The 25,100-nt window shown below is 70.5% G+C and carries 22 protein-coding genes and 2 pseudogenes; 15 read left to right on the top strand and 9 right to left on the bottom strand.

Annotated elements, in window-relative coordinates; all coding sequences use genetic code 11:
• Positions 1-61 precede the first annotated feature (61 nt).
• Complete coding sequence (locus tag ACY34K_RS15045; RefSeq protein WP_462747063.1) at positions 62-1,630, bottom strand: tetratricopeptide repeat protein; 1,569 nt, start codon at positions 1,628-1,630, stop codon at positions 62-64.
• Positions 1,631-1,728: 98 nt separating this feature from the next.
• On the opposite strand from ACY34K_RS15045, the pseudogene ACY34K_RS15040 reads away from it, so the two are divergent.
• Positions 1,729-3,093, top strand: a pseudogene (locus tag ACY34K_RS15040) (FAD-binding oxidoreductase); the annotation flags it as partial.
• 94 nt (positions 3,094-3,187) lie between these two features.
• Positions 3,188-3,568 (top strand): VOC family protein, encoded by a 381-nt coding sequence (locus tag ACY34K_RS15035; protein WP_462747061.1) that lies wholly within the window; start codon positions 3,188-3,190, stop codon positions 3,566-3,568.
• A gap of 3 nt (positions 3,569-3,571) precedes the next feature.
• On the opposite strand, the gene ACY34K_RS15030 is transcribed toward ACY34K_RS15035, so the two are convergent.
• Together ACY34K_RS15030 and ACY34K_RS15025 are read right to left on the bottom strand one after the other, a co-directional pair.
• Positions 3,572-4,069 carry an SsgA family sporulation/cell division regulator gene (locus tag ACY34K_RS15030; protein WP_462747060.1) on the bottom strand — a complete coding sequence of 166 codons (498 nt, stop codon included), beginning with the start codon at positions 4,067-4,069 and terminating at the stop codon, positions 3,572-3,574.
• A 140-nt stretch (positions 4,070-4,209) separates the two neighbouring features.
• The gene (locus ACY34K_RS15025) at positions 4,210-4,758 is read right to left on the bottom strand and encodes a CchlQ (protein ID WP_462747058.1); all 549 of its coding nucleotides are present in this window, start codon (positions 4,756-4,758) and stop codon (positions 4,210-4,212) included.
• Between the two features lie 260 nt (positions 4,759-5,018).
• On the opposite strand from ACY34K_RS15025, the gene ACY34K_RS15020 reads away from it, so the two are divergent.
• Both ACY34K_RS15020 and ACY34K_RS15015 read left to right on the top strand, forming a co-directional pair.
• On the top strand, positions 5,019-6,416 hold the full coding sequence (locus ACY34K_RS15020) for an RDD family protein (RefSeq protein ID WP_462747057.1): 1,398 nt from the start codon (positions 5,019-5,021) through the stop codon (positions 6,414-6,416).
• Positions 6,417-6,512: 96 nt separating this feature from the next.
• Positions 6,513-7,244, top strand: coding sequence for an RDD family protein (locus ACY34K_RS15015; RefSeq protein ID WP_462747056.1), 732 nt, complete (start codon positions 6,513-6,515; stop codon positions 7,242-7,244).
• Here the strand turns inward: ACY34K_RS15015 and ACY34K_RS15010 are convergent.
• Positions 7,230-7,493, bottom strand: coding sequence for a hypothetical protein (locus ACY34K_RS15010; RefSeq protein ID WP_462747054.1), 264 nt, complete (start codon positions 7,491-7,493; stop codon positions 7,230-7,232). The two genes, ACY34K_RS15015 and ACY34K_RS15010, sit on opposite strands and share 15 nt — an antisense overlap.
• A gap of 372 nt (positions 7,494-7,865) precedes the next feature.
• Here ACY34K_RS15010 and ACY34K_RS15005 point away from each other — a divergent pair, with 372 nt between their 5' ends.
• The 3 genes and pseudogenes from ACY34K_RS15005 to ACY34K_RS14995 form a co-directional block, all read left to right on the top strand.
• Positions 7,866-10,301 carry an immune inhibitor A domain-containing protein gene (locus ACY34K_RS15005; RefSeq protein WP_462747052.1) on the top strand — a complete coding sequence of 812 codons (2,436 nt, stop codon included), beginning with the start codon at positions 7,866-7,868 and terminating at the stop codon, positions 10,299-10,301.
• A 238-nt stretch (positions 10,302-10,539) separates the two neighbouring features.
• A complete protein-coding gene (locus ACY34K_RS15000; protein ID WP_462747051.1) occupies positions 10,540-12,981 on the top strand; it encodes an immune inhibitor A domain-containing protein in 2,442 nt (813 codons plus the stop codon).
• A 121-nt stretch (positions 12,982-13,102) separates the two neighbouring features.
• Positions 13,103-13,402, top strand: a pseudogene (locus tag ACY34K_RS14995) (hypothetical protein); the annotation flags it as partial.
• 343 nt (positions 13,403-13,745) lie between these two features.
• On the opposite strand, the gene ACY34K_RS14990 reads toward ACY34K_RS14995, so the two are convergent.
• Both ACY34K_RS14990 and ACY34K_RS14985 read right to left on the bottom strand, forming a co-directional pair.
• Complete coding sequence (locus tag ACY34K_RS14990; protein WP_462747049.1) at positions 13,746-14,333, bottom strand: isochorismatase family protein; 588 nt, start codon at positions 14,331-14,333, stop codon at positions 13,746-13,748.
• Positions 14,334-14,487: 154 nt separating this feature from the next.
• Positions 14,488-15,816 (bottom strand): nicotinate phosphoribosyltransferase, encoded by a 1,329-nt coding sequence (locus ACY34K_RS14985; protein WP_462747046.1) that lies wholly within the window; start codon positions 15,814-15,816, stop codon positions 14,488-14,490.
• A gap of 83 nt (positions 15,817-15,899) precedes the next feature.
• Between ACY34K_RS14985 and clpS the strand changes: the two genes are divergently transcribed.
• The 7 genes from clpS (at position 15,900) to ACY34K_RS14950 (ending at position 20,687) form a co-directional block, all read left to right on the top strand.
• On the top strand, positions 15,900-16,214 hold the full coding sequence (gene clpS, locus ACY34K_RS14980) for an ATP-dependent Clp protease adapter ClpS (RefSeq protein WP_462747044.1): 315 nt from the start codon (positions 15,900-15,902) through the stop codon (positions 16,212-16,214).
• On the top strand, positions 16,214-16,792 hold the full coding sequence (locus ACY34K_RS14975; protein ID WP_462747042.1) for a DUF2017 domain-containing protein: 579 nt from the start codon (positions 16,214-16,216) through the stop codon (positions 16,790-16,792). The genes clpS and ACY34K_RS14975 overlap by 1 nt, the downstream gene beginning before the upstream one ends.
• A gap of 316 nt (positions 16,793-17,108) precedes the next feature.
• Positions 17,109-18,542: an amino acid permease gene (locus ACY34K_RS14970; RefSeq protein ID WP_462747040.1), complete on the top strand. Its 1,434-nt coding sequence runs from the start codon at positions 17,109-17,111 to the stop codon at positions 18,540-18,542.
• A 124-nt stretch (positions 18,543-18,666) separates the two neighbouring features.
• Complete coding sequence (locus tag ACY34K_RS14965; protein ID WP_462747038.1) at positions 18,667-19,089, top strand: M67 family metallopeptidase; 423 nt, start codon at positions 18,667-18,669, stop codon at positions 19,087-19,089.
• A gap of 120 nt (positions 19,090-19,209) precedes the next feature.
• Positions 19,210-19,326, top strand: a complete 117-nt coding sequence (locus ACY34K_RS14960; RefSeq protein WP_462747036.1) for a putative leader peptide — start codon at positions 19,210-19,212, stop codon at positions 19,324-19,326.
• Positions 19,327-19,458: 132 nt separating this feature from the next.
• A complete protein-coding gene (locus ACY34K_RS14955; protein ID WP_462747034.1) occupies positions 19,459-19,737 on the top strand; it encodes a MoaD/ThiS family protein in 279 nt (92 codons plus the stop codon).
• Positions 19,737-20,687, top strand: coding sequence for a PLP-dependent cysteine synthase family protein (locus ACY34K_RS14950; protein WP_462747033.1), 951 nt, complete (start codon positions 19,737-19,739; stop codon positions 20,685-20,687). Before ACY34K_RS14955 ends, ACY34K_RS14950 begins: the two co-directional genes overlap by 1 nt.
• A 113-nt stretch (positions 20,688-20,800) precedes the next feature.
• On the opposite strand, the gene ACY34K_RS14945 is transcribed toward ACY34K_RS14950, so the two are convergent.
• The gene (locus tag ACY34K_RS14945) at positions 20,801-21,265 is read right to left on the bottom strand and encodes a type II toxin-antitoxin system PemK/MazF family toxin (RefSeq protein ID WP_462747032.1); all 465 of its coding nucleotides are present in this window, start codon (positions 21,263-21,265) and stop codon (positions 20,801-20,803) included.
• Between the two features lie 176 nt (positions 21,266-21,441).
• Between ACY34K_RS14945 and ACY34K_RS14940 the strand changes: the two genes are divergently transcribed.
• A complete protein-coding gene (locus ACY34K_RS14940) occupies positions 21,442-22,194 on the top strand; it encodes an MBL fold metallo-hydrolase (protein ID WP_462747030.1) in 753 nt (250 codons plus the stop codon).
• Between the two features lie 50 nt (positions 22,195-22,244).
• Here ACY34K_RS14940 and ACY34K_RS14935 read toward each other — a convergent pair whose 3' ends face one another.
• Together ACY34K_RS14935 and ACY34K_RS14930 are read right to left on the bottom strand one after the other, a co-directional pair.
• A complete protein-coding gene (locus ACY34K_RS14935; RefSeq protein WP_462747028.1) occupies positions 22,245-23,510 on the bottom strand; it encodes a PTS transporter subunit EIIC in 1,266 nt (421 codons plus the stop codon).
• A 207-nt stretch (positions 23,511-23,717) separates the two neighbouring features.
• Positions 23,718-25,007, bottom strand: a complete 1,290-nt coding sequence (locus tag ACY34K_RS14930) for a PTS transporter subunit EIIC (protein WP_462747026.1) — start codon at positions 25,005-25,007, stop codon at positions 23,718-23,720.
• Positions 25,008-25,100 lie beyond the last annotated feature (93 nt).

Below are 25,100 nucleotides of genomic sequence, written 5' to 3'. Positions count from 1 at the left end.
GTACGCCGCTCACCGCCCGGTCGCACCGGCCCGCTCACGCCCGGTCGCACCGGCTGCCCGCTCACCGCCCGGCGGGCGGAGCGGCGCCGCGTCCGGCGGCCGCGTCCGAGCCGGTCGTGCGGGCCCGGTCCCGCTGCCGCGTCCCCTGTTGCTCGCGCCGCTGTTCCCGCGGCTGTGCCGCCCGCTGCTCCCGGGTGCCCGAGCCGGAGCTTTCCTCACGCGTGCCGCCCGACCGGCGCGGCTTCGTGCCGTAGACGTCCACCGGCCCGCCCTGCGGAGGCTCGCCCAGCGCGGTCAGCGCGTGCCTCGCCCGTGGCGCCAGCAGCGGCGAGAACTGCGGATTGATCCGCAGCGCCTCCTCGATGTGCCGGCGGGCAGCCCCGTACTGGCCCAGCTTCCGCTCGATCTCCCCGCGGTGGTACACGAACAGCGCGCTCCGCATGCCCTGCTCCGTCGCCTTTTTCGCGAACAGCAGCCCCTCCTGCGACTTGCCCGTCCGGTGCAGCGCCCACCCCAGGGCGTCCGCCACGTGCACCGAGCGGTGCCCCTTGACCCACTCGGCGAGCAGCCGCTTCACCGCGCCGGCCGGATCGGCGTGGTCCGTCTCGTAGCGGGCCAGCACCAGCGCCTCGTTCACCCCGTGCGTGCGCGCCTCCGCCGCCCGCGCCCGCACCACCGCGTACTGCGTCCGGGCATCGCCGTCCAGGCCCATCGACTCGTACAGCTCGCCCGCCTCCAGGGCGTACTCGGGCAGCGGCAGCGCCGCCAGCGCCTCACCGTATTCCCGCACCGCCTCGTCCTTCCGCCCCAGCGCCGCCAGTGCCCGCGCCCTCCCGGCCAGCGACGGCGGATGGTCCCGCACCACCTTCAGCGCCGCTCCGTAGTGGCGCAGCGCCTCCGCCGGTTCACCCCGCTCCCACGCCAGATCGCCCAGCCGCCCCAGGCACGCCGCCCGCTCCGCCGGGGTGGTCGCCAGCGCCACGGCGTCGAAGGCCCGTGCCGAGGCGTCCTCGCGCCAGCCGCGGTCCCGGTACACCTGGGCCGCCCGGAACAGCGCGGGCGCACCCGGACGCAGCTTCACCAGCTGGTCCATCGCCCTGCCCGCCGCCGCGTACTCACCGAGCCCGCTGTAGGCGTCGATCAGCAGCGCGTACGACTGCCAGCGCCGCGGCTGCTGTGTCCGCACCGCCTCGCCGTACCGCTTCGCCGTGGTGAAGTCGCCCCGCGCGTTCGCCAGCGTCCCCATGCCCAGCTGCGCGTCCACGTTCCCGCGGGCGGCCGGCAGGACCGCCAGGGACCGCTTCAGCGCCCGCTCGGCCCTCGGGTACGAGGCCGTGTCGCCCAGCCGGGCGCCCCGCTCCGTGTACGCCGCGCCCAGCACCGCCCACGACTCGTCGTCGCCCGGGTGCTTCCGCAGCCACTGCTCGCGGTCCCCGATCAGCGCGGTCAGCTCGGGCACCGACGCGTGCGCGCCCGCGCTCACCGCCGCTCTGGCCCGCGCCAGCGGGCCCGGCGAGGGCGGCGGCCCCTCCTCCGCCGGACCGCCCGGCCAGAACAGCAGCGCCGCACCGGCCAGCACCGCGCCCGCTCCCGCGATCAGCACCGTCTGAGTGACCCGTTCCGTCTTCATGCCGCTCACTCTGCGTCAACCGGGCGGGACACTCCCCGGACCCCAAGTCGATCGCCGGACGGGTTCACACCGATGGCCCCCGGTGCCAGGCTGGGATCATGGACGACCTCCTGGCACGACTCCGCGCGGGGCTTCCTGCCGAAGCCCTCCTCACCGACCCGGACATCACCACCTCCTACGCCCACGACATGGCGAGCTTCTGCCCGGCGGGCACCCCCGCCGTCGTCGTCCTGCCGCGCACCGTCGAGCAGGTCCAGCACGTCATGCGCACCGCGACCGAGCTGCGCGTCCCCGTCGTCCCCCAGGGCGCCCGCACCGGCCTGTCCGGCGCCGCCAACGCCTCCGACGGCTGCATCGTGCTCTCGCTCACCAAGATGGACCGCATCCTGGAAATCAGCCCGGTCGACCGGATCGCCGTCGTCGAGCCGGGCGTCGTCAACGCCGTGCTGTCCCGCGCGGTCGCCGAACACGGCCTGTACTACCCGCCGGACCCCTCCAGCTGGGAGATGTGCACCATCGGCGGGAACATCGGCACCGCCTCCGGCGGCCTGTGCTGCGTGAAGTACGGCGTGACCGCCGAATACGTGCTCGGCCTGGACGTCGTCCTCGCCGACGGCCGGCTGCTCTCCACCGGACGCCGCACCGCCAAGGGCGTCGCGGGCTACGACCTCACCCGGCTGTTCGTCGGTTCCGAGGGCAGCCTCGGCATCGTCGTACGCGCCGTCCTCGCCCTCAAGCCCCGGCCGCCCCAGCAGCTGGTGCTCGCCGCCGAGTTCCCCTCCGCCGCCACCGCCTGCGACGCCGTCTGCGCCATCATGGAGCGCGGCCACACCCCCTCCCTGCTGGAGCTCATGGACCGCACCACCGTCCGGGCGGTCAACCGGATGGGACAGATGGGCCTCCCCGACTCCACCGAGGCCCTGCTCCTCGCCGCCTTCGACACCCCCGACCCCACCGCGGACCTGGCCGCCGTCGGTGAGCTGTGCACCGCGGCCGGCGCCACCCAGGTCGTCCCGGCCGACGACGCCGCGGAATCCGAACTGCTCCTCAAGGCCCGCCGGATGTCCCTCACCGCACTGGAGGCCGTCAAGTCGGCCACGATGATCGACGACGTCTGCGTACCGCGCTCCCGGCTCGCCGCCATGCTCGACGGCACGGCCGCCATCGCCGACAAGTACGACCTCACCATCGGCGTATGCGCCCACGCGGGCGACGGCAACACCCACCCCGTCGTCTGCTTCGACCACACCGACCCCGACGAATCACGTCGCGCCCGCGAGTCATTCGACGAGATCATGGCGCTGGGCCTGGCGCTCGGCGGCACCATCACCGGCGAACACGGCGTCGGCGTACTGAAGAAGGAGTGGCTCGCCCGCGAACTCGGCCCCGTGGGCATCGAGTTGCAACGCGGGATCAAGCATGTCTTCGACCCCCTCGGCATCCTGAACCCCGGCAAGCTGTTCCAGACGGCCCCCAGGGCCACGGACCCGGGCCGGACGGCCGATGGTTCGGACGCCACGCCCCGCCCGGCGTGAAAGGACCGATGAAGGAGGAGCCGTGACCGCACGTCTTGACCACACCATCGTCCGCAGCAGCGACCGCTTCGCCTCCGCCCGCTGGCTCACCGAACTGATCGGCGAGCCGGACCCGAAGCCCTTCGGCCCCTTCGCGAGCGTCCCGCTCGCGGGCGGCGTCACCCTCGACTACATGGACGCCGGGTCCGACATCGTCTCGCAGCATCTCGCCTTCCTGGTCTCCGACGACGAGTTCGACACGATCTTCGGCCGTATACAGCAGCGCGAGCTTCCGTACTGGGCGGACCCGCACCACCACCAGCCCCAGCGGATCAACCACCTCCACGGGGGCCGTGGTGTGTACATCGACGATCCCGACGGCCACTCGATCGAATTCATCACCCACACGTACATGACCGACTGAGCCCTACGCGTTCCCGTCCTGTGCCTCACCGTCCGAGGGGTGCACGTCGCGCAGCCACAGCTCGTCCCGCACCCCGTGGGCGAAGGCCAGCAGTTCGGCCAGACCGTCGTCGACGCCGAGCCGCTCCGCCTCCGAGCCGGGCGGCACCACGCGCAGCGTCCGCTCCAGCCACGCCGTCACCTGCGTGGACGGAGCCTCCAGGAGCGCGTCGCCGTCCGGCGAGGAGAGCGCCATCAGGACGACCTCGCGCCCCTCGAGCTTCGTCGGCCAGACCCGGACGTCCCCGTGCCCGCTCGGACGGAAGACCCCCTCGACGAGCAGCTCGCGCGCGAAAGTCCAGTTCACCGGGTGGTCCGAGCCGATGTGAAAGGTGATGTGCACGGCGTACGGGTCGTTGGCGCGGTAGACCAGCCTGGCCGGCACCGGGACGCTCCGCTCGGGCGACAGCACCAGCCTGAGCTCCAGTTCACGCTCCACGACGATGTGCTCCACGGGATTCATGGGCCTGCTCCTTCCTCTCCGAAACGGGGCCTGGAGCGGCCCCGCACGGGTTAGAGAGGCGCTTCCCCCACCGTCATTACGCGGCTTTCACCGAGAACTTCTCATTACTTTCCGTGACACGGCGGGAACCGGACACGGCCTCACGGCCCGGCCGTGACCGCTCGCCGGCATACCGGGCACCGATCCGTGCCGTCCCACCCCTCCCAGCCGAACGCCGCGGGGGAGAGGGACTGCCCCTCCAGCTCCTCGCGCACCGCGACCCGGTACGCCCACACCGCACCGATGTAGGGGTGGTAGGCGTCGTGGAAGGCGGTCGACTTCAGCGAGGCACCGGCCGACACGACCCGCTGCAGGTCGCGGAGCCGCTCGAACATCACCTGGCCGGCGCCGGCGACCCCGTTGGTCGCCTCGAGGAACAGCCGCTCACGGGCCTCGTAGAGCCCCGCGTCGCCCAGGGCCGCGCGGCCGACCGACGCGACGTCCTCCCCGTCGGCCGGCTCCTGGGCGAGCCGCCGCAGCCGGGCGTGGCAGTCCCCGGCGGCGGAGATGAACGCGATGTACACCGCGCGCCTGCGGGCCCCGGCGGCGCCGTCGTCCTCGTGCCGGCGCCGCAGGTGGTCGGCGAGCACGGTCCCGGCGATGGCGATCGATCCACCGCTGACCGTCGCCACCAGCGTCCCCCAGTCCATGCCAGCTCCCCGCGGATTCCGACGATGATCGGACTACGGAGTTCGAATCTACAAGCGCCGGGGTGGCGAGGTCCTGCCTTTCGCTCGAACGCGGGCTTTCTCCCCGTCTCCTTCTTACGCCTCCGGCGTTCTTCGTTAGTGTCCTCCTTGGACAAGCGGAGGCCGGTCGAACGCCTCCTTGCCCGCGCCGGCGGGGAGGATCACCGACCCGGCGGAAGCGGCCGGGTCAACCATGCGGTGAACGAACGGAGTTTGGGGCAGTGGCTACTCCTCCTGGTGACAGCGGGAACGTACCCCGGGAAGGGTATTACCCCGATCCGTCCATTCCTGGATATATCCGGTACTGGAACGGTGCCGCCTGGGTGCCCGGAACGAGCCGGCCCGCGCCCGCGGACGGCGAGGCGATGCCGACACCGCCCGCCGGGGCGGCCCCCGCGCCTTCTCCGGCCCCCGCGCCCGCCCCGGCGCCGGCACCCGCAGTGGAGGAGACCGGCCCCGTCTTCTTCGACGAGGAGGAGGCGGCCGCCGAGGCGCGGCCCGAGCCCGCGACCGTCTGGCAGGCGGACGCCTCCCGGCAGAGCGGTTTCGGCGGCGACCGGGACCGGCGCGTGTCCTGGGGCTCCGAAGGGCCGGACCCGCGCACCCCGGCGGCCGACCCGCGTACCCCGGCGGCCGACCCGACGGGCGGCGCGCTGCCCGGCGTGCGGAAGGTCGAGCCGGACACGCGCGCGGCGAACGTGCCGGAAGGCACGATGACCATCCGCGCCCTGAAGCCGGAGACGCCCAGGGTGCCCACCCAGTCGCCGGCCCAGGCGCAGCCCCACGCGGCCCAGTCGCCGCGGGCCGACCGGCCCGCGGCCGCGGGCCAGGCCGCCACGGCCCCGGCCGCCCGTCCGCAGCCGTTCCCCGCCGCCCCGCAGCCGGGCGCCACCCGCCCGGCCGCCGCACCGGCCGCACCCGCGGGCCAGGCCGCACCCGCGGGCCAGGCCGCGCCCGCTCAGGCCGCGCCGGCGACCCCGGTGACGCCCGCCACCCAGGGGCCGGGCGGCGGCGCCGCCTCCTGGGCGCAGCAAGTCCACCAGCTGGCCCGTCCCGAGACGGACGGGCAGACGCCCGTCGTTCCCTGGAAGCCCCCGGTCAACGACCCGTTCCTGCAGGCCGCCCAGGCCCAGGCGGCCGCCCGCCCGGCCGGGCTCGGCAAGCGGCTGGCCGCCCGGCTGATCGACACCGTGGTCCTGGGGGCGGCCGTCGGCGGAGTCTCGTTCCCGTTCGTCACCAGGGCCGTCGACCACATCGACGGCAAGATCCAGCAGGCCAAGCAGTCCGGCGAGACGGTCACCGTCTGGCTGCTCGACGGCACCACCTCGATGTACTTCGGCATCGCGCTCGCCGCGCTGCTGGTGCTCGGCGCGCTGTACGAAGCGCTGCCCACGGCCAAGTGGGGTCGCACGCTCGGCAAGAAGCTGTGCGGCCTGGAGGTGCGTGACATCGAGGCGCACGAGCCGCCGTCCTTCGGCGCCGCGCTGCGCCGCTGGCTGGTCTACAGCGTGCTGGGGCTGCTGGTGCTCGGTGTCCTCAACGTCCTGTGGTGCCTGTTCGACCGCCCGTGGCGGCAGTGCTGGCACGACAAGGCGGCACACACCTTCGTGGCGGGGTGACCGCCCGCCGACCGGGCTGAGACTCCGTCAGACGGGTGTCCCCCGAACGGCGTGACAGCCGTTGCGGGCCCCTGCCGGCCGGGATGCACTGCCCACATGAGCAATGAACCGCCGTCGCCCGGTCAGCCCCCCGAGGACGATCCGTTCCGCAAGAAGCCGCAGGACGGGACGCCGCCCCCGACCCCGCCCCCGGGCGGCGGGCAGGCCGGCGGTCCGTACGACGGGGGCGGTCCTTACGGGAGCGGTGGCCCCTACGGCGGCGGCGGTCCGTACGAGGGCGGGCCCTACGGCGGCGGACCCCCGGGCGGGGGTTTCGGCGGGGGAGGGTTCGGTTACGGCGGGTCCGATCCCCTCGCGGGTATGCCGCCGCTCGCCGACACCGGCAAGCGGGTCCTCGCCAGGATCGTCGACTGGTTCATCATCATCGTGCCGCTCGCCCTCATCGGCATCCCGTTCGACATCTACACGCGGGTTTCGGACAGCTCCGACGTCGAGGACGTGTGGCGGACGAACGAGGGTGGCGACTGGGTCTTCCAGCTCATCTCGATCGTGGCGTACGTCGGCTACGACACCCTGATGACCCGGAAGAACGGGCAGACCGTCGGCAAGCGGCTGATGGGCCTCCGGGTCGCGATGCTCAACGACGGCAGTGTGCCCCCCACCAATGCCGCACTGCTTCGCGCCCTCGTGCTGTGGCTGCCGGCGCTGATCTGCTGTGCCTGCCTGTGGCCGTTGCTCCTGCTGATCCTGATCCTGACCGACAAGCCGTACAAGCAAGGCCTGCACGACAAGGCGGCGAAGACCGTCGTCGTGTCAACGACGCAGTGAGTGCGCCCGGCCGGATCCCGCGGAGCGGTCCGCCGCCGGGCCCGTGCGCGACGTCTCCGCCGATTTCGCCCGGGCGGCGCCGGGCAGCGGCACGGTCATCGCGACCAGCAGTCCGAGCAGGAGCGCCGCCACACCGATCAGTGCCACACCGAGGCCGGTGGTGGTGCGGGAGAGGAGCAGCATGGCGACGGTCGAGAAGACGACGGTGGCCGAACCGTAGGCGAGCTGTGCGGCAGTCGGACGCGGCATGACGGTTTCCGTCCTCGAAGCATCGGATGGTGGTGTCTCGCAACTCAGTCGCACTGCAAATGACTCTACGACGGTGAATGCCCGAGAGGAACCGGTAGTAAGCGTGACCTAACCCACGGTACCGGTGCATGGGGGGCGCACAGCATCACGGTCTATGCCAAATGGCCGGATCAGGGCCTCGGATGACGCGTTCCGCCGCCTGTTCCACGGCCTGCCCGCGGATCCGGGCGGCGGCGTCCGCGTATCGGACTGTCCCTCCTGCATAGTGCGCCACCCAGGTCGAGTCAAGGTCTGTCTTTTCATCTCAAACTCCGGTCGAATGGCGCCACTTGTGACGCGTGGCACATCACGTGCAGGGGAGGAGCAGAGCAAGTGCCTGGTAGGAAAAGCGTGTGGAGAGCGACGGCGGTGCTGGTGACGCTGGCCGCGACGGCGGCCACGGGGGCGGCTTCCGTCACCGCCCGGGCGGTCGAGCGGGCCCGGCCGGCCGCCGGTGGCGCCGCGGTGGTGCAGGCGGCCGCACACGACGACGCCGCCCACGGCAGCGCGGTGGGCAGGCACGACGGGCACGTCATCGACGGCCCCTTCAGCGCCCGGCAGGAGCAGCAGCGCGAGGCGGCCCTGGAGCAGGTGCTGACCGGCAGGGCGAAGGTCGAGCGGCGCGGCGGCTCCAAGGTCGTGAAGCTGGGTGACCGCAAGTACGTCGAGCTGGGCCGAGAGCGCACGGACAAGATCTTCACGATCCTGGTGGAGTTCGGCGACAAGGTCGACAGCACGACGATGTACGACCCGGACGGCAGCGGCCCCAAGCCGCCGATCGTGAAGTACGGCGGCACGCCCGGCCCGCTGCACAACCGGATCCCGGAGCCGGACCGTACGCAGGACAACTCCACCGACTGGCGCGCGGACTACAACCGCGAGCACTTCGAGAACCTGTACTTCGGCGAGGGCGAGGGGGTGGAGTCGCTCAAGACGTACTACGAGAAGACCTCCTCCGGTCGCTACTCCGTCGAGGGGGAGGTCTCCGACTGGGTCAAGGTCGAGTACAACGAGGCGCGCTACGGCTCCAACTACTGCGGTGGCAACAACTGCCCCAACGTGGAGGACCTCGTCTTCGACGGCGTGAAAGCCTGGGTCGCGCGGCAGAAGGCCGCGGGCCGGACGGACGCGCAGATCAAGGCCGAGGTGGCCCGGTTCGACGAGTGGGACCGCACGGACCACGACAACGACGGCGACTTCGAGGAGCCGGACGGCTACATCGACCACTTCCAGATCGTCCACGCCGGCGAGGACGGCTCGGCGGGAGGCGGCGCCCAGGGGCCGGACTCGCTGTGGGCCCACCGGGGCTACGCCTACGGCCGGGACGACGGCGACACCGGCCCGGCCGGGTTCAAGGCGGGCGGTGTGGCGATCGGCGACACCGGCGTCTGGGTCGGCGACTACACGATGCAGCCGGAGAACGGCGGCCTCGGCGTCTTCGCCCACGAGTACGCCCACGACCTCGGCCTGCCCGACCTGTACGACACCAACAACGTGCCGGGCGTGGAGAACTCGGTCGGCTTCTGGTCGCTGATGTCCGCCGGCTCCTGGCTGGGCACCGGCAAGGACTCGATCGGCGACCTGCCCGGCGACATGACCTCCTGGGACAAGCTCCAGCTGGGCTGGCTGAACTACGAGAAGGCCAAGGCGGCGACGGCGTCCACGCACACGCTCGGCGTCGCCGAGTACAACACCAAGAACCCCCAGGCGCTGGTCGTCGAGCTGCCGAAGAAGACCGTCACGACCCCGGTCGTGAAGCCCGCGGAGGGCACCCGGCAGTGGTGGAGCGACTACGGCGACAACCTCTCCAACACCCTGTCGCGCACGGTCGACCTCACCGGCAGGACCAGGGCGTCGCTGGAGCTGGACGGCTGGTGGGACATCGAGAAGGACTACGACTACCTGTACGCGCAGGTCTCCACGGACGACGGCGCGAGCTGGCAGACCGTCGACGGTACGGCCGACGGCGAAACCATCACGCGCGACGGCGGTGACAAGCCGGCGCTGACGGGCGTCTCGGAGAAGTACCGGAAACTGGTGTACCCGCTGGACGCGTACGCCGGGAAGAAGATCGGGCTCCGCTTCCGCTACAAGACGGACGGCGGTGTGGCAGGCAAGGGCTTCGCGGCGGACAACATCACCCTGAAGGCCGACGGCACGGTGCTCTTCTCGGACACCGCCGAGGCCGACGCCGACGGCTGGGCGGCACGCGGCTTCCACCGGGTCGGTGAGTCCGTCACCGGTGACTTCCCGCAGTTCTACCTCGCCGAGAACCGCCAGTACGTCAGCTACGACACGACGTTGAAGGCCGGCCCGTACAACTTCGGCTTCACCAAGCCGAAGGACAACTGGGTGGAGCACTACGCCTACCGGCCCGGCCTGATGATCTGGCAGTGGGACACCTCCCAGCGCAACAACAACGTCACCGAGCATCCGGGCGAGGGGCTCCTGCTCCCGGTGGACGCCCACGCCGCACCCATGAAGTGGGCGGACGGAACACTGATGTCCAACAAGATCACCCCGTACGACGCGGCGTTCGGACGGTACCCGACACCGGGGTTCACCCTGCACAAGCAGGACGTACCGACCCACATCAAGGCGCAGCCGGGCAACCCCGTCTTCGACGACCACAAGGGCGTCTACTGGTACGCGGAGAACAAGTACGGCAGTGTCCGGACCGTGGACACGAACACCCGGATCTCAATTGTCGGACAGCCGCCCGGCGGCTCGACGATCACCGTCAAGGTGGGTCCCTCGGTCCGTCGATGACCGCGTGACCTGCGCTGTTGTGGCGCGAACGGCCGCCGCCCGCACCGGGGGCGGCGGTCCGTTCATGTGTCCGTAATGCGGATCGGGCTGTTCACATAGGGGCTTGGCCTGTTCAAGTCAAGATCTGTCTTTTCGCGCGTAACTCCGGTCGAATGTCGTCACTTGTGGCGCGATACCGCACGCGGATAACACTTCGACCCCCCATCCGCGGTTCGCGGTGCGCGGGGAGGATTTTCAAGTGACCAGCAATCGACGGGCGTTCAGAGCGTCCGCGGTGGTCGTGGCGCTGGCTGCCACAGCGGCGACCGCCTCGGCCCTCACGACGGCACAGGCCGACAACCGCCCCACTGCAGGAGTCGAGCGCCATGATCCGGCGCCCGGTGCCGTGGAGCACGACGGACACGAGCATGCCGCCAAGGTCGACCACGACCTCGACGGCCCGTTCAGCAAGCAGCAGGCCCAGCAGCGCGAAGCCGCGCTGGAGCAGGTCCTGTCGGGCGAGACCAAGGTGGAGCGCAGGGGTGCCTCCAAGGTCGTCAAGCTCGACGACAAGAAGTACGTCGAACTGGGCCGGGAGAAGACCGACAAGATCTTCACCATCCTGGTCGAGTTCGGTGACAAGGTCGACAACACCACGCTGATCGACCGCGCGGACGACGACACCACCGAGCTGAAGCCGAAGTTCGGTGGCACCGCCGGCCCGCTGCACAACCAGATAGCCGAGCCGGACCGTTCGAAGGACAACTCGACGGCCTGGCAGAAGGACTTCAACCAGCAGCACTTCCAGGACCTGTACTTCGGCACCGGCAAGGACAAGAAGACCGGGCAGAAGAAGCAGTCCCTCAAGACCTACTACGAGAAGACGTCCTCCGGCCGGTACTCGGTCGACGGCGCCGTCTCCGACTGGGTCAAGGTCGAGTACAACGAGGCCCGCTACGGCTCCAACTACTGCGGCAACAGCAACTGCGCCAATGTGTGGGACGCCGTCCGCGACGGCGTGACCGCCTGGACCGCGCAGCAGAAGGCCGCGGGCAAGACGGACGAGCAGATCAAGGCCCAGCTGGCGCAGTACGACCAGTGGGACCGGTACGACTTCGACGCCGACGGCAACTTCAACGAGGCCGACGGCTACATCGACCACTTCCAGATCGTCCACGCCGGCGAGGACGAGTCCGCGGGCGGCGGCGCCCAGGCCAGCGACGCCCTGTGGGCCCACCGCTGGTACGCCTACGGCACCGACGCGGGCAAGACCGGTCCGGCGAACAACAAGGCCGGCGGCACCCAGATCGGCGACACCGGCATCTGGGTCGGCGACTACACGATGCAGCCGGAGAACGGCGGCCTCGGCGTCTTCGCCCACGAGTACGGCCACGACCTCGGCCTGCCGGACCTGTACGACACCTCCGGCAAGGCGGGCGCCGAGAACTCGACCGGCTTCTGGTCCCTGATGTCGTCCGGCTCCTGGCTGGGCACCGGCAAGGACTCGATCGGCGACCTGCCCGGCGACATGACCTCGTGGGACAAGCTCCAGCTCGGCTGGCTGAACTACGAGAAGGCCAAGGCCGCCACGAAGTCGAAGCACACCCTGGGCGTCTCGGAGTACAACACCAAGAACCCCCAGGCGCTCGTCGTCGAGCTGCCGAAGAAGAAGGTCACCACCCCGGTCGTCAAGCCGGCCGAGGGCTCCAAGCAGTGGTGGAGCGACATGGGTGACGACCTCAAGAACACCCTCACCCGCTCCGTCGACCTGACCGGCAAGGCCAAGGCCGAGCTGACGCTCGACGGCTGGTGGGACATCGAGCAGGACTACGACTACCTCTACACCGAGGTGTCCACCGACGGCGGCAAGCAGTGGACCGCCCTCGCCGGCACCGCCAACGGCAAGGCCATCCCGGCCGACGCCAGCGGCGCCCCGGCCCTGACCGGTGTCTCCGGTGCCTTCCAGAAGCTGGTCTTCCCGCTCGACGCCTACGCCGGCAAGAAGATCGACCTCCGCTTCCGCTACCAGACCGACGGCGGCGCGGGCGGCAAGGGCTTCGCGGCCGACGGCATCGCGCTGACCGCCGACGGCGCCCCGGTCTTCTCGGACAACGCCGAGGGCGACGACGCGGGCTGGACGGCGAAGGGCTTCTCGCGCATCGGCGAGTCCTTCACCAACGAGTACGAGCAGTACTACATCGCCGAGAACCGCCAGTACGTCAGCTACGACGCGACGCTGAAGGTCGGCCCGTACAACTTCGGCTTCGCGGCGCCGAAGGACGGCTGGGTGGAGCACTACCCGTACCAGACCGGTCTGCTGGTCTGGCAGTGGGACACCTCCCAGAAGGACAACAACACCGCCGTCCACCCGGGCCAGGGTCTGATCCTGCCGATCGACGCCCACCCGTCGCCCACCCACTGGACGGACGGCACGCTGACCCGGAACCGGATCCAGGCCTACGACTCGCCGTTCAGCCTGTACCGCACCAACGCCATCACGCTGCACAAGGCGGGCGTGCCGGTGAAGATCGCGTCGCAGGCCGGTGTCCCGGTCTTCGACGACAAGAAGGGCGTGTACTGGTACGAGTCGAACCCCCGTGCCGGCGTCAAGGTAACTGACACCAACACCAAGATCTCGATCGTCAAGCAGCCGAAGAACGGCCAGACGATCACGGTCCAGGTCGGCCCGTCGACGAAGTAATCGCATCGTCGCAGGTCAAAGCATGATCGGCCGTCGCCCTCTAGCGGGCGGCGGCCGATCGTGTTTAGGTGCGTCTTGACCGACCTTATTGACACCGCATCTCACGGGGGAGTGGTTCCGCATGCCTGGCGGAGGTTTCAGCAAATTGCCCGGAGGCAGCGTCGTGGTGGCGCTCAGCCTGCCCAGCCCGGTGGGCGACGGCGGCACCGTACGCGTCCTCGTCCATGCCGCGAACCGGGCCCGCGCCCTGACCAGGCTGCGGAACCTGGGGCTGCGCGCCGTCTATCTCCGGGGCAACACCCACCCGCCGACCCCGGACGAGATCACCGCGGTGCTGCACCACCCCGACGGGCTGCTCTGGCGCACGACACCGGAGTCCGACGCGGAGCTCTGGCACCCCATACGGGCCCTGCTCCGACCTCGGGGCGCCCAGGAGACCGCCCCTGCGCCCGCCGCCCGGGGAACGGGCTCGCAAGGCCCCACGGGGCCGCGGGAAGCCGGAGTGCCGGGGGCGAGGGGCGCCTAGGCGTATTTCGAAGGGAGCGTCCCGGCGCCGCGCTCGGCCCCGCGGCACGCGGGCCAGGGGCCGGCGCGCGCGAGACCGGCCCGGGCGCGTGGCCGGGGCACCGCACGGCCCGGGTGTGTGCGGGCCGGGGACGGCGGTCGGGGTCGGCCGGGCGTCCCGAGCGCGTGGCACGGGGCTCTGGGCCCGCCGGGGGCGAGCGGGTGCGGGGCCGGGAGCCGCACAGGGGCTCCGGAGTGCCTCAGACGACCGGCTTGCCCGTCAGCTCCACGCCCGCCCGGCGCAGCTCCTCCAGGGCCCGTTGTGTCGTCTCCTCGGCCACGCCCGCCGTCAGGTCCAGCAGCACCTGCGTCCTGAAGCCCTCACGGGCCGCGTCCAGGGCCGTGGCCCGCACGCAGTGGTCGGTGGCGATGCCCACCACGTCCACCTCGGTCACGTCCCGCTCCCGCAGCCACGCGGCGAGTGGGACCTCGTTCTCGTCGGTGCCCTCGAAGCCGCTGTACGCGGCCTCGTACGCCCCCTTGTCGAAGACCGCGTCGATCGCGCCCGAGGCGACGGCCGGCGCGAAGTTCGGGTGGAATCCCACGCCCTCCGTCCCGGCGACGCAGTGCGGCGGCCAGGAGTTCACGAAGTCCGGGTGCTCGGCGAAGTGGTCACCGGGATCGATGTGGTGGTCACGGGTCGCCACCACGTGCCGGTAGGCCGCCCCGGCGGCCTCTCCGATCAGGTCCGTGATGGCGGCGGCGACGTCCGCGCCCCCCGCCACCGCGAGGCTTCCGCCCTCGCAGAAGTCGTTCTGAACATCCACGACGATCAATGCGCGGTGCATGGCGGCAGTCCTTCGGTGGGGAGGCGGTCGGTGGTCGTCGGTCATGGGGCTGCGGGGGATGTCAACGAGCCTAGAGACTTCGCCCGCCCCGCGGGAGAGGGCCAGGGTCTCTCCCCGGCCCCGCGCCCAGGCCCGTGCCTCTCGGCTCCGCGGGTCAGAGGTACTCGGTCGTGATGACCGGCTCGCCCCGCGACAGCTGGACCGCCGACAGCGGGAGCCCCGCCCGCGCCGCGATGTGCCGCTCGCGGGCGGCCTCCAGCGGCTCACGCGCCACGATCTCTCCGCTCTTGACCAGCTCCACCAGCAACTGCCGGTCCACCAGCGCGTCCGGCACCGGCCCGGTGCCCACGACCTCGGCCTCGGCGACCCCCTCGGCGTCGACGCGGCGCGCCGCCCACTTGCGGCCGCCGATCGACGTCTTGCCGCCCTGGGCCCTCTTCGCCACCGGCTGCAGCGGCGCCCGCGCGTCCCCGGACCCGGCCCGGGCGACCAGCTTGTAGACCATCGAACAGGTCGGGTGGCCACTGCCGGTGACCAGCTGGGTGCCCACGCCGTAGGCGTCCACCGGCGCCGCCGCCAGCGACGCGATCGCGTACTCGTCCAGGTCCGAGGTGACGATGATCCGGGTGTCGCGCGCCCCCAGCTCGTCCAGTTGCTGCCGCACGCGGTGGGCCACCAGCAGCAGGTCGCCCGAGTCGATCCGGACCGCGCCCAGCTCCGGCCCGGCCACCTCCACGGCGGTGCGCACCGCTTCGGCGACGTCGTAGGTGTCGACCAGCAGCGTCGTACCGCGGCCGAGTGACTCCACCTGCGCCCGGAACGCGTCCCGCTCGGTGTCGTGCAGCAGTGTGAACGCGTGCGCGGACGTGCCCACCGTCGGGATGCCGTAGCGGAACCCGGCCGCCAGGTCCGAGGTGGAGGAGAAACCGCCGACGTACGCGGCGCGGGCCGCGGCCACCGCGGCCAGCTCGTGCGTACGCCGGGCGCCCATCTCGATCAGTCGCCGCCCGCCCGCCGCCGTGGACATCCGGGAGGCCGCCGCGGCGATGGCCGAGTCGTGGTTGAGGATCGACAGGATCACGGTCTCCAGCAGCACGCACTCGGCGAACGAGCCCTCGACGCGCAGGATCGGGGAGCCGGGGAAGTAGACCTCGCCCTCCGGGTAGCCCCAGATGTCGCCGCTGAAGCGGTACTCCGCCAGCCACGCGAGGGTCGGCTCGTCCACGATGCCCCGCTCGCGCAGGAAGCCGAGCACGCCCGCGTCGAAGCGGAAGTTCTCCACGGCGTCCAGGACGCGGCCGGTGCCGGCCACGACACCGTACCGCCGGCCCTCCGGCAGACGCCGGGTGAACACCTCGAAGACCGACCGCCGGTCGGCCGTTCCGCCTCGCAGAGCCGCCTGGAGCATCGTCAGCTCGTACTGGTCGGTGAAGAGTGCGGTAGACGGCACGTCCACCGGCAGCCCAAGGTCCGCAGCATTCATGGGAGGGATGCTACCCCGAATACTCGTCAGAGTGACGATTTCCCTGGACCCGGTTTGTGCGACCCCCCACCAGCAGTGGCAGCATGGGTCGAGTGAGTGTTGCTCCTACTGAGATCGAACGCACCGAAGCGGCCGAAGAGAGTTTCGCCGTAGTCGAACCCGATGTGCCGTGGGTGACGATCGTCCACAACGATCCGGTCAACCTCATGAGCTACGTGACCTATGTCTTCCAGGCGTACTTCGGCTACTCGAAGGACAAGGCGCACAAACTGATGCTGGACGTGCACCACAAGGGCCGGGCCGTGGTCTCCAGCGGCACCCGTGAGGAGATGGAGCGCGACGTGCAGGCGATGCACGGATACGGACTGTGGGCCACACTCTCCCAGGACCGCGGCTGATGAGCGGGCACTTCGAGGCGCTGCCCGGCGGTGGCGCGGCCGTCCCGCTGGACGACGTCGAGATCTCCATCCTCCGCTCCCTCGCGGTCCAGCTGCTGGAGCTGATCGGACCCGGCGACGAGCCGGCCCAGGGTGAGGACCCGCTGGCCGCCCTCTTCAAGGAGGGCCCGAGCGAGCCGCCGTCCGACCCGGCGCTGGCGCGGCTCTTCCCGAACGCGTACGGGGACGGCGACGAGGAGCTGCGAGCCGCGTCGGCGGAGTTCCGCCGGTTCACCGAGACCGATCTGCGCAGCCGCAAGCGGAACGATGCCCTCGCCGTCGTGCGGAACCTCGACGCCCTGTCGCCGGCCGAGGACGGCAGCGCGCTGCTGGAGCTCACCCCCGACGACTCGCGGCACTGGCTCGGGGCCCTCAACGATCTCCGGCTGACCATCGGCACCCGGCTGGAGGTCAGCGACGAGGACGAGAGCGACGCCCTCTACCGGCTGCCCGACTCCGACCCGCGCAAGCCCATGGTGATGGCCTACCTCTGGCTGGGTGCCCTGCAGGAGACGCTCGTCGAGACCCTGATGCCCTGAGGTCGTCCCCGCGACGCGGAACGTTCGCTCAGCGGACACTCAAATCCGTATAACGATCAGATCACCAAGACGCCCCTCTTTGATGCGAAGAGGGGCGTTTGTCTGCTTCTTCCAGTGGCCTGCGCCACATCCGGGGCCGCCGATCACTGTTGCGAGCGTGATAAATCTTCACGACCGCCCGGGGACGCCACCCCTGTATCCCGGGTGCGCTCGGCCGGCAGACCGCCGGTGGCACTCCATCCACATCCGGGGGGATCAGGGCCTGGTCCGCAGTCGGCAATCGGCGCGGGTCAGCATGGAGAAAGGCGCATCAACCATGACCTCGGTGCAGGTCGACAAGCAGCACGACGGCAGTGAGGCCGCTACGGGCGCGGACGGCGAGGGTTATCACCGCGCACTCGGCGCCCGCCAGATCCAGATGATCGCGATCGGCGGCGCCATCGGCACCGGCCTCTTCCTGGGCGCGGGCAAGGCCATCTCCAAGGCCGGCCCCAGCCTCATCCTGGCCTACGCCATCGCGGGCCTCGTCATCTTCTTCATCATGCGGGCGCTGGGCGAGCTGCTCATGTACCGCCCCGTCTCGGGTTCCTTCTCGGACTACGCCCGTGAGTTCCTCGGCCCGTTCTGGGGCTACGTCACCGGCTGGACGTACTGGCTCTTCTGGGTCGTCACCGGTATCACCGAGGTCACCGCGGCCGCGCAGTACATGGCGTACTGGACCCACGACAGCTTCCCGCAGTGGGCCTACGCCCTGATCTTCACGGTCATCCTGTACGGCGCCAACCTGATCTCCGTGAAGCTCTTCGGTGAGCTGGAGTTCTGGTTCTCCATGGTCAAGGTCACCGCCATCGTCGGCATGATCCTCATCTGCGCCGGCATCCTCACCATCGGCTTCTCGGACGCCGCCGCGACGGCGAGCGTCTCGAACCTCTGGAACGACGGCGGCTTCTTCCCCAAGGGCATCGGCGGCACGCTGATGACGCTGCAGATCGTGATGTTCGCCTTCCTCGCCGTCGAGCTGGTCGGTGTCACCGCGGGCGAGTCCAAGGACCCCGAGAAGACCCTGCCGAAGGCCATCAACACCGTCCCGTGGCGGATCGCCGTCTTCTACGTCGGCGCGCTGATCATGATCCTGTCGGTCGTGCCGTGGACCCACTTCCAGCCCGGCGTGTCTCCCTTCGTCGCCGCCTTCGAGCGGATGGGCCTCGGTATCGGTGCCGCGATCGTGAACTTCGTGGTCCTCACCGCCGCCCTGTCGTCCTGCAACTCGGGCATGTACTCCACCGGCCGCATGCTGCGCGACCTCGCGCTCAACGGCCAGGGCCCGAAGTTCTTCACCAAGCTCACGAAGAACGGCACCCCGCTGATCGGCACCACCTTCTCGGCCTCGCTGATGCTGGTGGGCGTCTGGATCAACTACGTGGCGCCCGGCAAGGCCTTCGACTACGTCGTCTCCTTCGCCACCATCTCCGGCATGTGGGCCTGGATCATGATCCTGGTCTGCCAGATCCGCTACCGCGCCAAGGCGGAACGCGGCGAGCTGCCCGGCTCCGCGTTCAAGGCCCCCGGCGCCCCCTTCACCAGCTGGTTCGCCCTGCTCTTCATCGGCATGGTCATCGTGATGATGGGCGCCGACAAGGACGCCCGCGTCTCGCTGTACTGCGCGCCGCTGTGGGGCCTGATCCTCGGTGTCTCCTACCTGGTGCTCAAGAGCCGCAACCCGGAGAACGCGTCCTTCGCGAAGCGCTGACCCGGGGCTCCGGACCCGTGCCGGACGCTCATCCGGACCCGATCCGGACCGGCTGAGTCCAGTATTCGGGCCCGTCCGTACCACCCCTCGGTACGGACGGGCCCGTCTGCTTATCCTGATGCGCATGCTGACCATCACACGGGCCCTGTACGACCAGATCGTCGCGCACGCACGCGCCGACCACCCGGACGAGGCCTGCGGCGTGGTCGCGGGCCCCGCCGGCACCGGACGCCCCGAGCGCTTCATCCCGATGCTCAACGCCGCACGCTCGCCCACGTTCTACGAGTTCGACTCGGGTGACCTGCTCAAGCTCTACCGGGACATGGACGACCGGGACGAGGAGCCCGTCATCGTCTACCACTCCCACACCGCCACCGAGGCGTACCCGTCCCGCACGGACGTCTCCTACGCGAACGAGCCCGACGCGCACTACGTACTGGTCTCCACGGCCGACACCGACGACGCCGGCCCCTTCCAGTTCCGCTCGTTCCGGATCGTCGATGGCGAGATCACCGAGGAAGAAGTCCAGGTCGTCGACGCGTACTGAGCGCCCGGAGGCCCGCGGCGGCCCCCGGCGCGGCGCACGCGATCCGCATGCTGAGCGGAACGCGTCCGTCATGTGAGATCACACTCCGGACCCCGGACCGGGAATCGATACGATGACCGCATGGTTTCCATCGACGTGAGCGAACAGACGCCGGGCACGCCCATGCTCGTCGCGCGGCTGCACGTCGATCTGTGCCGCCTCGCCAGCGCCATGTGTCCGCGCTGTGCCGCCCCCTGAGCGCACGCCCGACCACGCACCGCCGCACCGCCGCGCGCCGTCCCGCGCGCAAGGCCCGCACGCACGTCACACGCTTCTTCGCCGTTCCGCTACCGCCCTACGCTCTCCGCCCTTCCGACAGGAGCCCACGCCATGGCCATCGAGGTCCGCATCCCGACCATCCTCCGCACCTACACCGACGGCGCCAAGGCCGTCGAGGGCAGCGGTGAGACCCTCGCCGACCTCTTCGCCGACCTCGAGACCCGGCACGCGGGCATCCACGCCCGCATCGTCGACGGCGGCGAGCTCCGCCGCTTCGTGAACGTCTACCTGAACGACGAGGACGTCCGCTTCCTGGACGGCATCTCCACCAAGCTGGCCGACGGCGACAACGTCACGATCCTTCCGGCCGTGGCCGGCGGCATGCGCTGATGCGCTACGACTCGCCCCTCGCCGCTGTCGGCAACACCCCGCTCGTCCGCCTGCCGAGGCTGTCGCCCTCGGAGGACGTACGCATCTGGGCCAAGCTGGAGGACCGCAACCCGACCGGCTCGGTCAAGGACCGCCCGGCCCTGTACATGATCGAGCAGGCGGAGAAGGACGGCCGGCTCGTGCCCGGCTGCACCATCCTCGAGCCGACCAGCGGCAACACCGGGATCTCGCTGGCCATGGCGGCGAAACTCAAGGGCTACCGCATCGTCTGCGTCATGCCCGAGAACACCTCCCGGGAGCGGCGCGACCTGCTCGCCATGTGGGGCGCCGAGATCATCCCGTCGCCCGCGGCGGGCGGCTCCAACACGGCGGTGCGGGTCGCCAAGGAACTGGCCGCCGAGCACCCCGACTGGGTGATGCTGTACCAGTACGGCAACCCCGACAACGCGGGCGCCCACTACGCGACCACCGGCCCCGAGATCCTCGCCGACCTGCCGTCCGTCACCCACTTCGTGGCCGGCCTCGGCACCACGGGGACACTCATGGGCGTGGGACGTTACCTCCGCGAGCACAAGCCCGACGTGAAGATCGTCGCCGCCGAGCCGCGGTACGACGACCTCGTGTACGGCCTGCGGAACCTCGACGAGGGGTTCGTCCCCGAGCTGTACGACGCCTCCGTGCTGACGACCCGCTTCTCCGTCGGCTCGGCGGACGCGGTCACCCGCACCCGGGAGCTGCTCCAGCAGGAGGGCATCTTCGCCGGCGTCTCGACCGGGGCGGCGCTGCACGCGGCGATCGGGGTCGGGAAGAAGGCGCTGAAGGCCGGCGAGAGCGCGGACATCGTGTTCGTCGTCGCCGACGGGGGCTGGAAGTACCTGTCGACGGGCGTCTACACCGCCGCCACGACGGAAGAGGCCATCGAAACACTCCAAGGCCAACTCTGGGCCTGACGGCAGGATGCGCCGCCCCTGCGAGTGCGGCCACCTCCGGTGAGGTCCGGGGCGGAGCCCCGGTTCGGGGTGGGCCGCACCGAGGGGTGCGGGGCGTGGGGGCGGAGCCCCCGCTAGGTGGTCAGGTGGCGCACGCGGTCCCAGACCGCCGGATCAAGCTGCCCCCCTCGCCGCCGAAACCGCCACACCGGCACCTCCCGCAGCTCCCCCGTCTCCAGAAAGCTCGCCCGCCCCCGCGCATCCCCCACCGCGCCCGGCTGCAGCGCGATCACTCCCGGCCGGACGTCGCGGTACTTGCTGGTGATCTTCGCGACGACCGCGGTGTCACCGCGTACCGTGAGAACGAGGCACGGCCGGTCCTTCGAGCCGGGTCCGTCCTCGTACGGCACGTCGGCCCACCAGATCTCGCCCGGCCGCGGGCGGTGGGCCGGACGGGTGGCGGGGCGGCCCGGCGGTCGCGTGCGGCCACCCGGACGGCGGCCGCCCGGTCGAGTGCCGCGCCCCAGTCCGTCGGAGAGGGCCACCACCAGCGCGATCACCACCACGGCGCCGAGCGCCAGCCACCAGGACGTGTCCATGAGACAGGACGCTACAAGACCGGAGGGCCGCCCGAACGCGTGACAGAGCAGGTGAGTTCCTTCACAGAGGGACACCGCGGAGGCGCGAACCGCCCGGCCGCGCTTTACGCTCGGTAAACCGCACGACCTCCCCCCGTCAGCGCACTCCCGCTCCCGTCCACGGAGGTTCACGCTCCATGAAGCTCACCGTCGTCGGCTGCTCCGGGTCGTTCCCGTCCGCGGAATCGGCCTGTTCGAGCTACCTCGTAGAGGCCGACGGCTTCCGGCTGCTCCTCGACATGGGCAACGGCGCCCTCGGCGAGCTGCAGCGCCACATCGGTCTGTACGACCTGGACGCGATCTTCCTCAGCCACCTGCACGCCGATCACTGCATCGACATGTGCGGCTACTTCGTGGCGCGCTACTACCGCCACGAGGGCGGTCGGTGCCCCGCCATCCCGGTGTACGCGCCGGACGGAGCCGAGCAGCGCCTGACGACGGCTTACGCGGACACGCCGTCCGACAAGTCGATGAGCGAGGTCTTCGACTTCCACACGCTGAAGCCCGGGGTGTTCGACATCGGCCCGTTCCAGGTCCGCACCGAGCGGGTGTGCCACCCGGTCGAGGCCTTCGGGATCCGGATCGAGCACGGCGGGAAGTCGATCACGTACTCGGGTGACACGGGCGTCTGCGACGAGCTGGACACGCTGGCGGCCGGCACGGACCTCTTCCTGTGCGAGGCGTCCTTCACGTACGGCAAGGAGGACATCCCGGCGCTGCACCTCAACGGCCGGGAGGCGGGTGCCCACGCGGCCCGGGCGAACGCGGGGCGGCTGGTCCTCACCCACATCCCGCCGTGGACGGACGGCGAGCGGAACCTGGCCGACGCGAGGGCGGTCTACGACGGGCCGTCGGAGCTGGCGTACGCGGGCGCGGTCTACGAGGTCTGAGACGCGAGAAGGGCCCCCGGAGCGTTCCGGGGGCCCTTCTCCGTGTGCGCTTACTTCGCTTCGGCCTTCTGGAGCTCGGCGAGCTCCTCGTCGGACTCACGGCCCGGCGTGGGGAGGTTGAACTTGGTGATCGCGAAGCGGAAGACCGCGTAGTAGACGGCCGCGAAGCAGAGGCCGACCAGGGCCAGGCCCCACGGGTTGGACGCGATGCCCAGGTTGAGGACGAAGTCCACGGCGCCGGCGGAGAAGCCGAAGCCGTCCTTCATGCCGAGCGCCCAGGTCAGCGCCATGGAGACACCGGTCAGGACCGCGTGGATCGCGTACAGCACCGGCGCGATGAACATGAAGGTGAACTCGATCGGCTCGGTCACACCGGTGACGAACGAGGTCAGGGCGAGGGAGAACATCATGCCGCCGACGACCTTGCGGCGCTCGGGGCGGGCGCAGTGGACGATCGCGAGGCACGCGGCGGGGAGGGCGAACATCATGATCGGGAAGAAGCCCGTCATGAACTGTCCGGCACTCGGGTCACCGGCGAGGAAGCGGGCGATGTCGCCGCTCTTGCCCTCGTACGAACCGGCCTGGAACCACGGGAAGGAGTTCAGCAGGTGGTGCATGCCGACCGGGATCAGCGCGCGGTTGGCGACACCGAAGATGCCGGCGCCGACGGAGCCGGAGTTGACGAGGCTCTCACCGAACCAGTGGATGCCCGCGCCGAGCCACGGCCAGATCAGGCCGAACACGATGCCGGTGAGCAGACCGGCGAAGGCGGAGAGGATGGGGACGAGGCGGCGGCCACCGAAGAAGCCCGCCCAGTCCGGCAGCTTGGTGCGGTAGAAACGCTGGTAGAGCAGCGCCACGATGATGCCCATGACCACGCCGCCGAGGACCTTGGCGTCGACGGCCTGTTCGACCATGACGATCTTGCCGTCGACGATGGCTTCCTTCTTGGGCAGGCTGCTGTCCGTGAAGGTGCCGAGGACGCTCTTGAAGACCAGGTAACCGGCCACGGCGGCGAGCGCGGTGGAGCCGTCCGACTTCTTGGCGAAGCCGATCGCGATGCCGACGGCGAACAGCAGCGCCATGTTGTCGAGCAGGGCGCCACCACCGGCGGCCATGTACCCTGCGATCTTGGTGATGATGGTCGGGAACGAATCCCTGCCGAGCATGTCGGGCTGGCCGAATCGCACCAGCAGCGCGGCAGCCGGCAGCACCGCGACCGGCAGCATGAGGCTGCGGCCGATGCGCTGCATGACAGCCATCGCGCCGGCGCCCTTCTTCTTCTCCGCCGCGGGGGCGGCGCTCGCCGTGGACATAGGTTCCTCCAGGTGGGCAAGGCGCCGCCCGGGGCCAGGAGCAAGGGGGACGGCGGCGTCTCAAGGAAGCGCGGCCAACGCCGCGTGGTCTACACCACTAACTGGTGTAGACCTGTTGTAGCACGGTGAGGGTTAGATAAGGAACTTGCGATTTGATAACGCCGAAGCGGCCCCGGACCGCCTCCGGGGCCGCTTCGGCGTTGTCACCTACGGCTTCGTCATGTCCGTCTCGACTTCTTCGGGCTCGCGCCCCGGGGTCGGGATGTCGAACCTGGTGATCGCGAAGCGGAAGATCGCGTAGTACACCACCGCGAAGGCGAGGCCGATCGGGATGATCAGCCAGGGTTTCGTCGCCAGGCCCCAGTTGATGACGTAGTCGATCAGGCCGGCCGAGAAGCTGAAGCCGTCCTTGACGCCGAAGGCCCAGGTCACGGCCATCGACACGCCGGTCAGCAGGGCGTGGATCGCGTAGAGGGCCGGTGCGACGAAGAGGAACGAGTACTCGATCGGTTCGGTGATGCCGGTGACGAACGAGGTCAGCGCGACGGAGAGCATCAGGCCGCCGACCTCCTTGCGGCGGTGCGGCTTCGCGCAGTGCGTGATGGCGAGGGCCGCCGCCGGCAGGGCGAACATCATGATCGGGAAGAAGCCGGTGGTGAACTGGCCCGCTTCGGGGTCGCCCGACAGGAACATGGTGATGTCGCCGTGGACCACCGTGCCGTCCGGCTTGGTGTAGCTGCCGAACTGGAACCAGACGGGCACGTTGAGGAACTGGTGCAGGCCGATCACCAGCAGTGCCCGGTTCGCGACGCCGAAGATGCCCGAGCCCCAGGCCCCGAGATCCACCAGCCAGTCGCTGAAGTTCTCCAGGCCGTCGCCGATCGGCGGCCACACGAACAGGCAGATCACGGCGAAGGCGATCCCGACGAAGGACATGATGATCGGGACGAGGCGGCGGCCGTTGAAGAAGCCGAGCCAGTCGACCAGCTTCACCCGGTGGTAGCGCTGCCAGAACCAGGCGGCGAGCAGGCCCATCACGATGCCGCCGAAGACTCCCGGGTTCTCGAAGGTGTCCGCGACGAAGGTGTCGTCCGGCGCCAGACAGCCGCCGTTGACGTCCGTGGTGCCCTGCGGGCAGTCCACCGGAAAGGCCCTCAGAACACCCCGGTACACCAGGAAACCGGCCACGGCGGCCAGTGCGGTGGAGCCGTCCGACTTCTTGGCCATGCCGATCGCCACGCCCACGCAGAACAGCAGGGGCAGCCCGAGGTCGGCGTCCAGCAGCGCGCCGCCCGCGCCGGCCATCACCCTCGCGACGTCGTCCCAGCCCAGTCCGTCCGCGCCGAACACATCGGGCTGGCCCAGCCGGTTGATGATGCCCGCCGCCGGCAGTACCGCGATCGGCAACTGGAGGCTCCGGCCCATCTTCTGCAGAGCCTGGTACACACCGCTCCCGCGCTTCGGCCTCTGCGCGGCGGCCTCACTTTCCGAGCTCATCCTGGCCCCTTTGGGGAGACTGGTGTAGACCAGTTGCGATAGAGTGGGGATTGGTGATCGTCATCCTTCGGTACAAGCCGGTAATGCGCCCGC

Source organism: Streptomyces sp. STAM6, from assembly GCF_054963715.1.
The sequence above is the reverse complement of the archived record's forward strand: the minus strand, read 5'-3'. Positions and strand labels throughout refer to the sequence as shown.

Excerpts from the sequence above, each read along its gene's own strand:
- ACY34K_RS15045 (WP_462747063.1), bottom strand. The coding sequence starts at position 1,630 with ATGAAGACGGAACGGGTCACTCAGACGGTGCTGATCGCGGGAGCGGGC.
- ACY34K_RS15030 (WP_462747060.1), bottom strand. The coding sequence starts at position 4,069 with ATGAATCCCGTGGAGCACATCGTCGTGGAGCGTGAACTGGAGCTCAGG.
- ACY34K_RS15025 (WP_462747058.1), bottom strand. The coding sequence starts at position 4,758 with ATGGACTGGGGGACGCTGGTGGCGACGGTCAGCGGTGGATCGATCGCC.
- ACY34K_RS15015 (WP_462747056.1), top strand. The coding sequence starts at position 6,513 with ATGAGCAATGAACCGCCGTCGCCCGGTCAGCCCCCCGAGGACGATCCG.
- ACY34K_RS15010 (WP_462747054.1), bottom strand. The coding sequence starts at position 7,493 with ATGCCGCGTCCGACTGCCGCACAGCTCGCCTACGGTTCGGCCACCGTC.
- ACY34K_RS14990 (WP_462747049.1), bottom strand. The coding sequence starts at position 14,333 with ATGCACCGCGCATTGATCGTCGTGGATGTTCAGAACGACTTCTGCGAG.
- ACY34K_RS14985 (WP_462747046.1), bottom strand. The coding sequence starts at position 15,816 with ATGAATGCTGCGGACCTTGGGCTGCCGGTGGACGTGCCGTCTACCGCA.
- clpS (WP_462747044.1), top strand. The coding sequence starts at position 15,900 with ATGGGTCGAGTGAGTGTTGCTCCTACTGAGATCGAACGCACCGAAGCG.
- ACY34K_RS14975 (WP_462747042.1), top strand. The coding sequence starts at position 16,214 with ATGAGCGGGCACTTCGAGGCGCTGCCCGGCGGTGGCGCGGCCGTCCCG.
- ACY34K_RS14970 (WP_462747040.1), top strand. The coding sequence starts at position 17,109 with ATGACCTCGGTGCAGGTCGACAAGCAGCACGACGGCAGTGAGGCCGCT.
- ACY34K_RS14965 (WP_462747038.1), top strand. The coding sequence starts at position 18,667 with ATGCTGACCATCACACGGGCCCTGTACGACCAGATCGTCGCGCACGCA.
- ACY34K_RS14960 (WP_462747036.1), top strand. The coding sequence starts at position 19,210 with ATGGTTTCCATCGACGTGAGCGAACAGACGCCGGGCACGCCCATGCTC.
- ACY34K_RS14955 (WP_462747034.1), top strand. The coding sequence starts at position 19,459 with ATGGCCATCGAGGTCCGCATCCCGACCATCCTCCGCACCTACACCGAC.
- ACY34K_RS14950 (WP_462747033.1), top strand. The coding sequence starts at position 19,737 with ATGCGCTACGACTCGCCCCTCGCCGCTGTCGGCAACACCCCGCTCGTC.
- ACY34K_RS14945 (WP_462747032.1), bottom strand. The coding sequence starts at position 21,265 with ATGGACACGTCCTGGTGGCTGGCGCTCGGCGCCGTGGTGGTGATCGCG.
- ACY34K_RS14940 (WP_462747030.1), top strand. The coding sequence starts at position 21,442 with ATGAAGCTCACCGTCGTCGGCTGCTCCGGGTCGTTCCCGTCCGCGGAA.
- ACY34K_RS14935 (WP_462747028.1), bottom strand. The coding sequence starts at position 23,510 with ATGTCCACGGCGAGCGCCGCCCCCGCGGCGGAGAAGAAGAAGGGCGCC.
- ACY34K_RS14930 (WP_462747026.1), bottom strand. The coding sequence starts at position 25,007 with ATGAGCTCGGAAAGTGAGGCCGCCGCGCAGAGGCCGAAGCGCGGGAGC.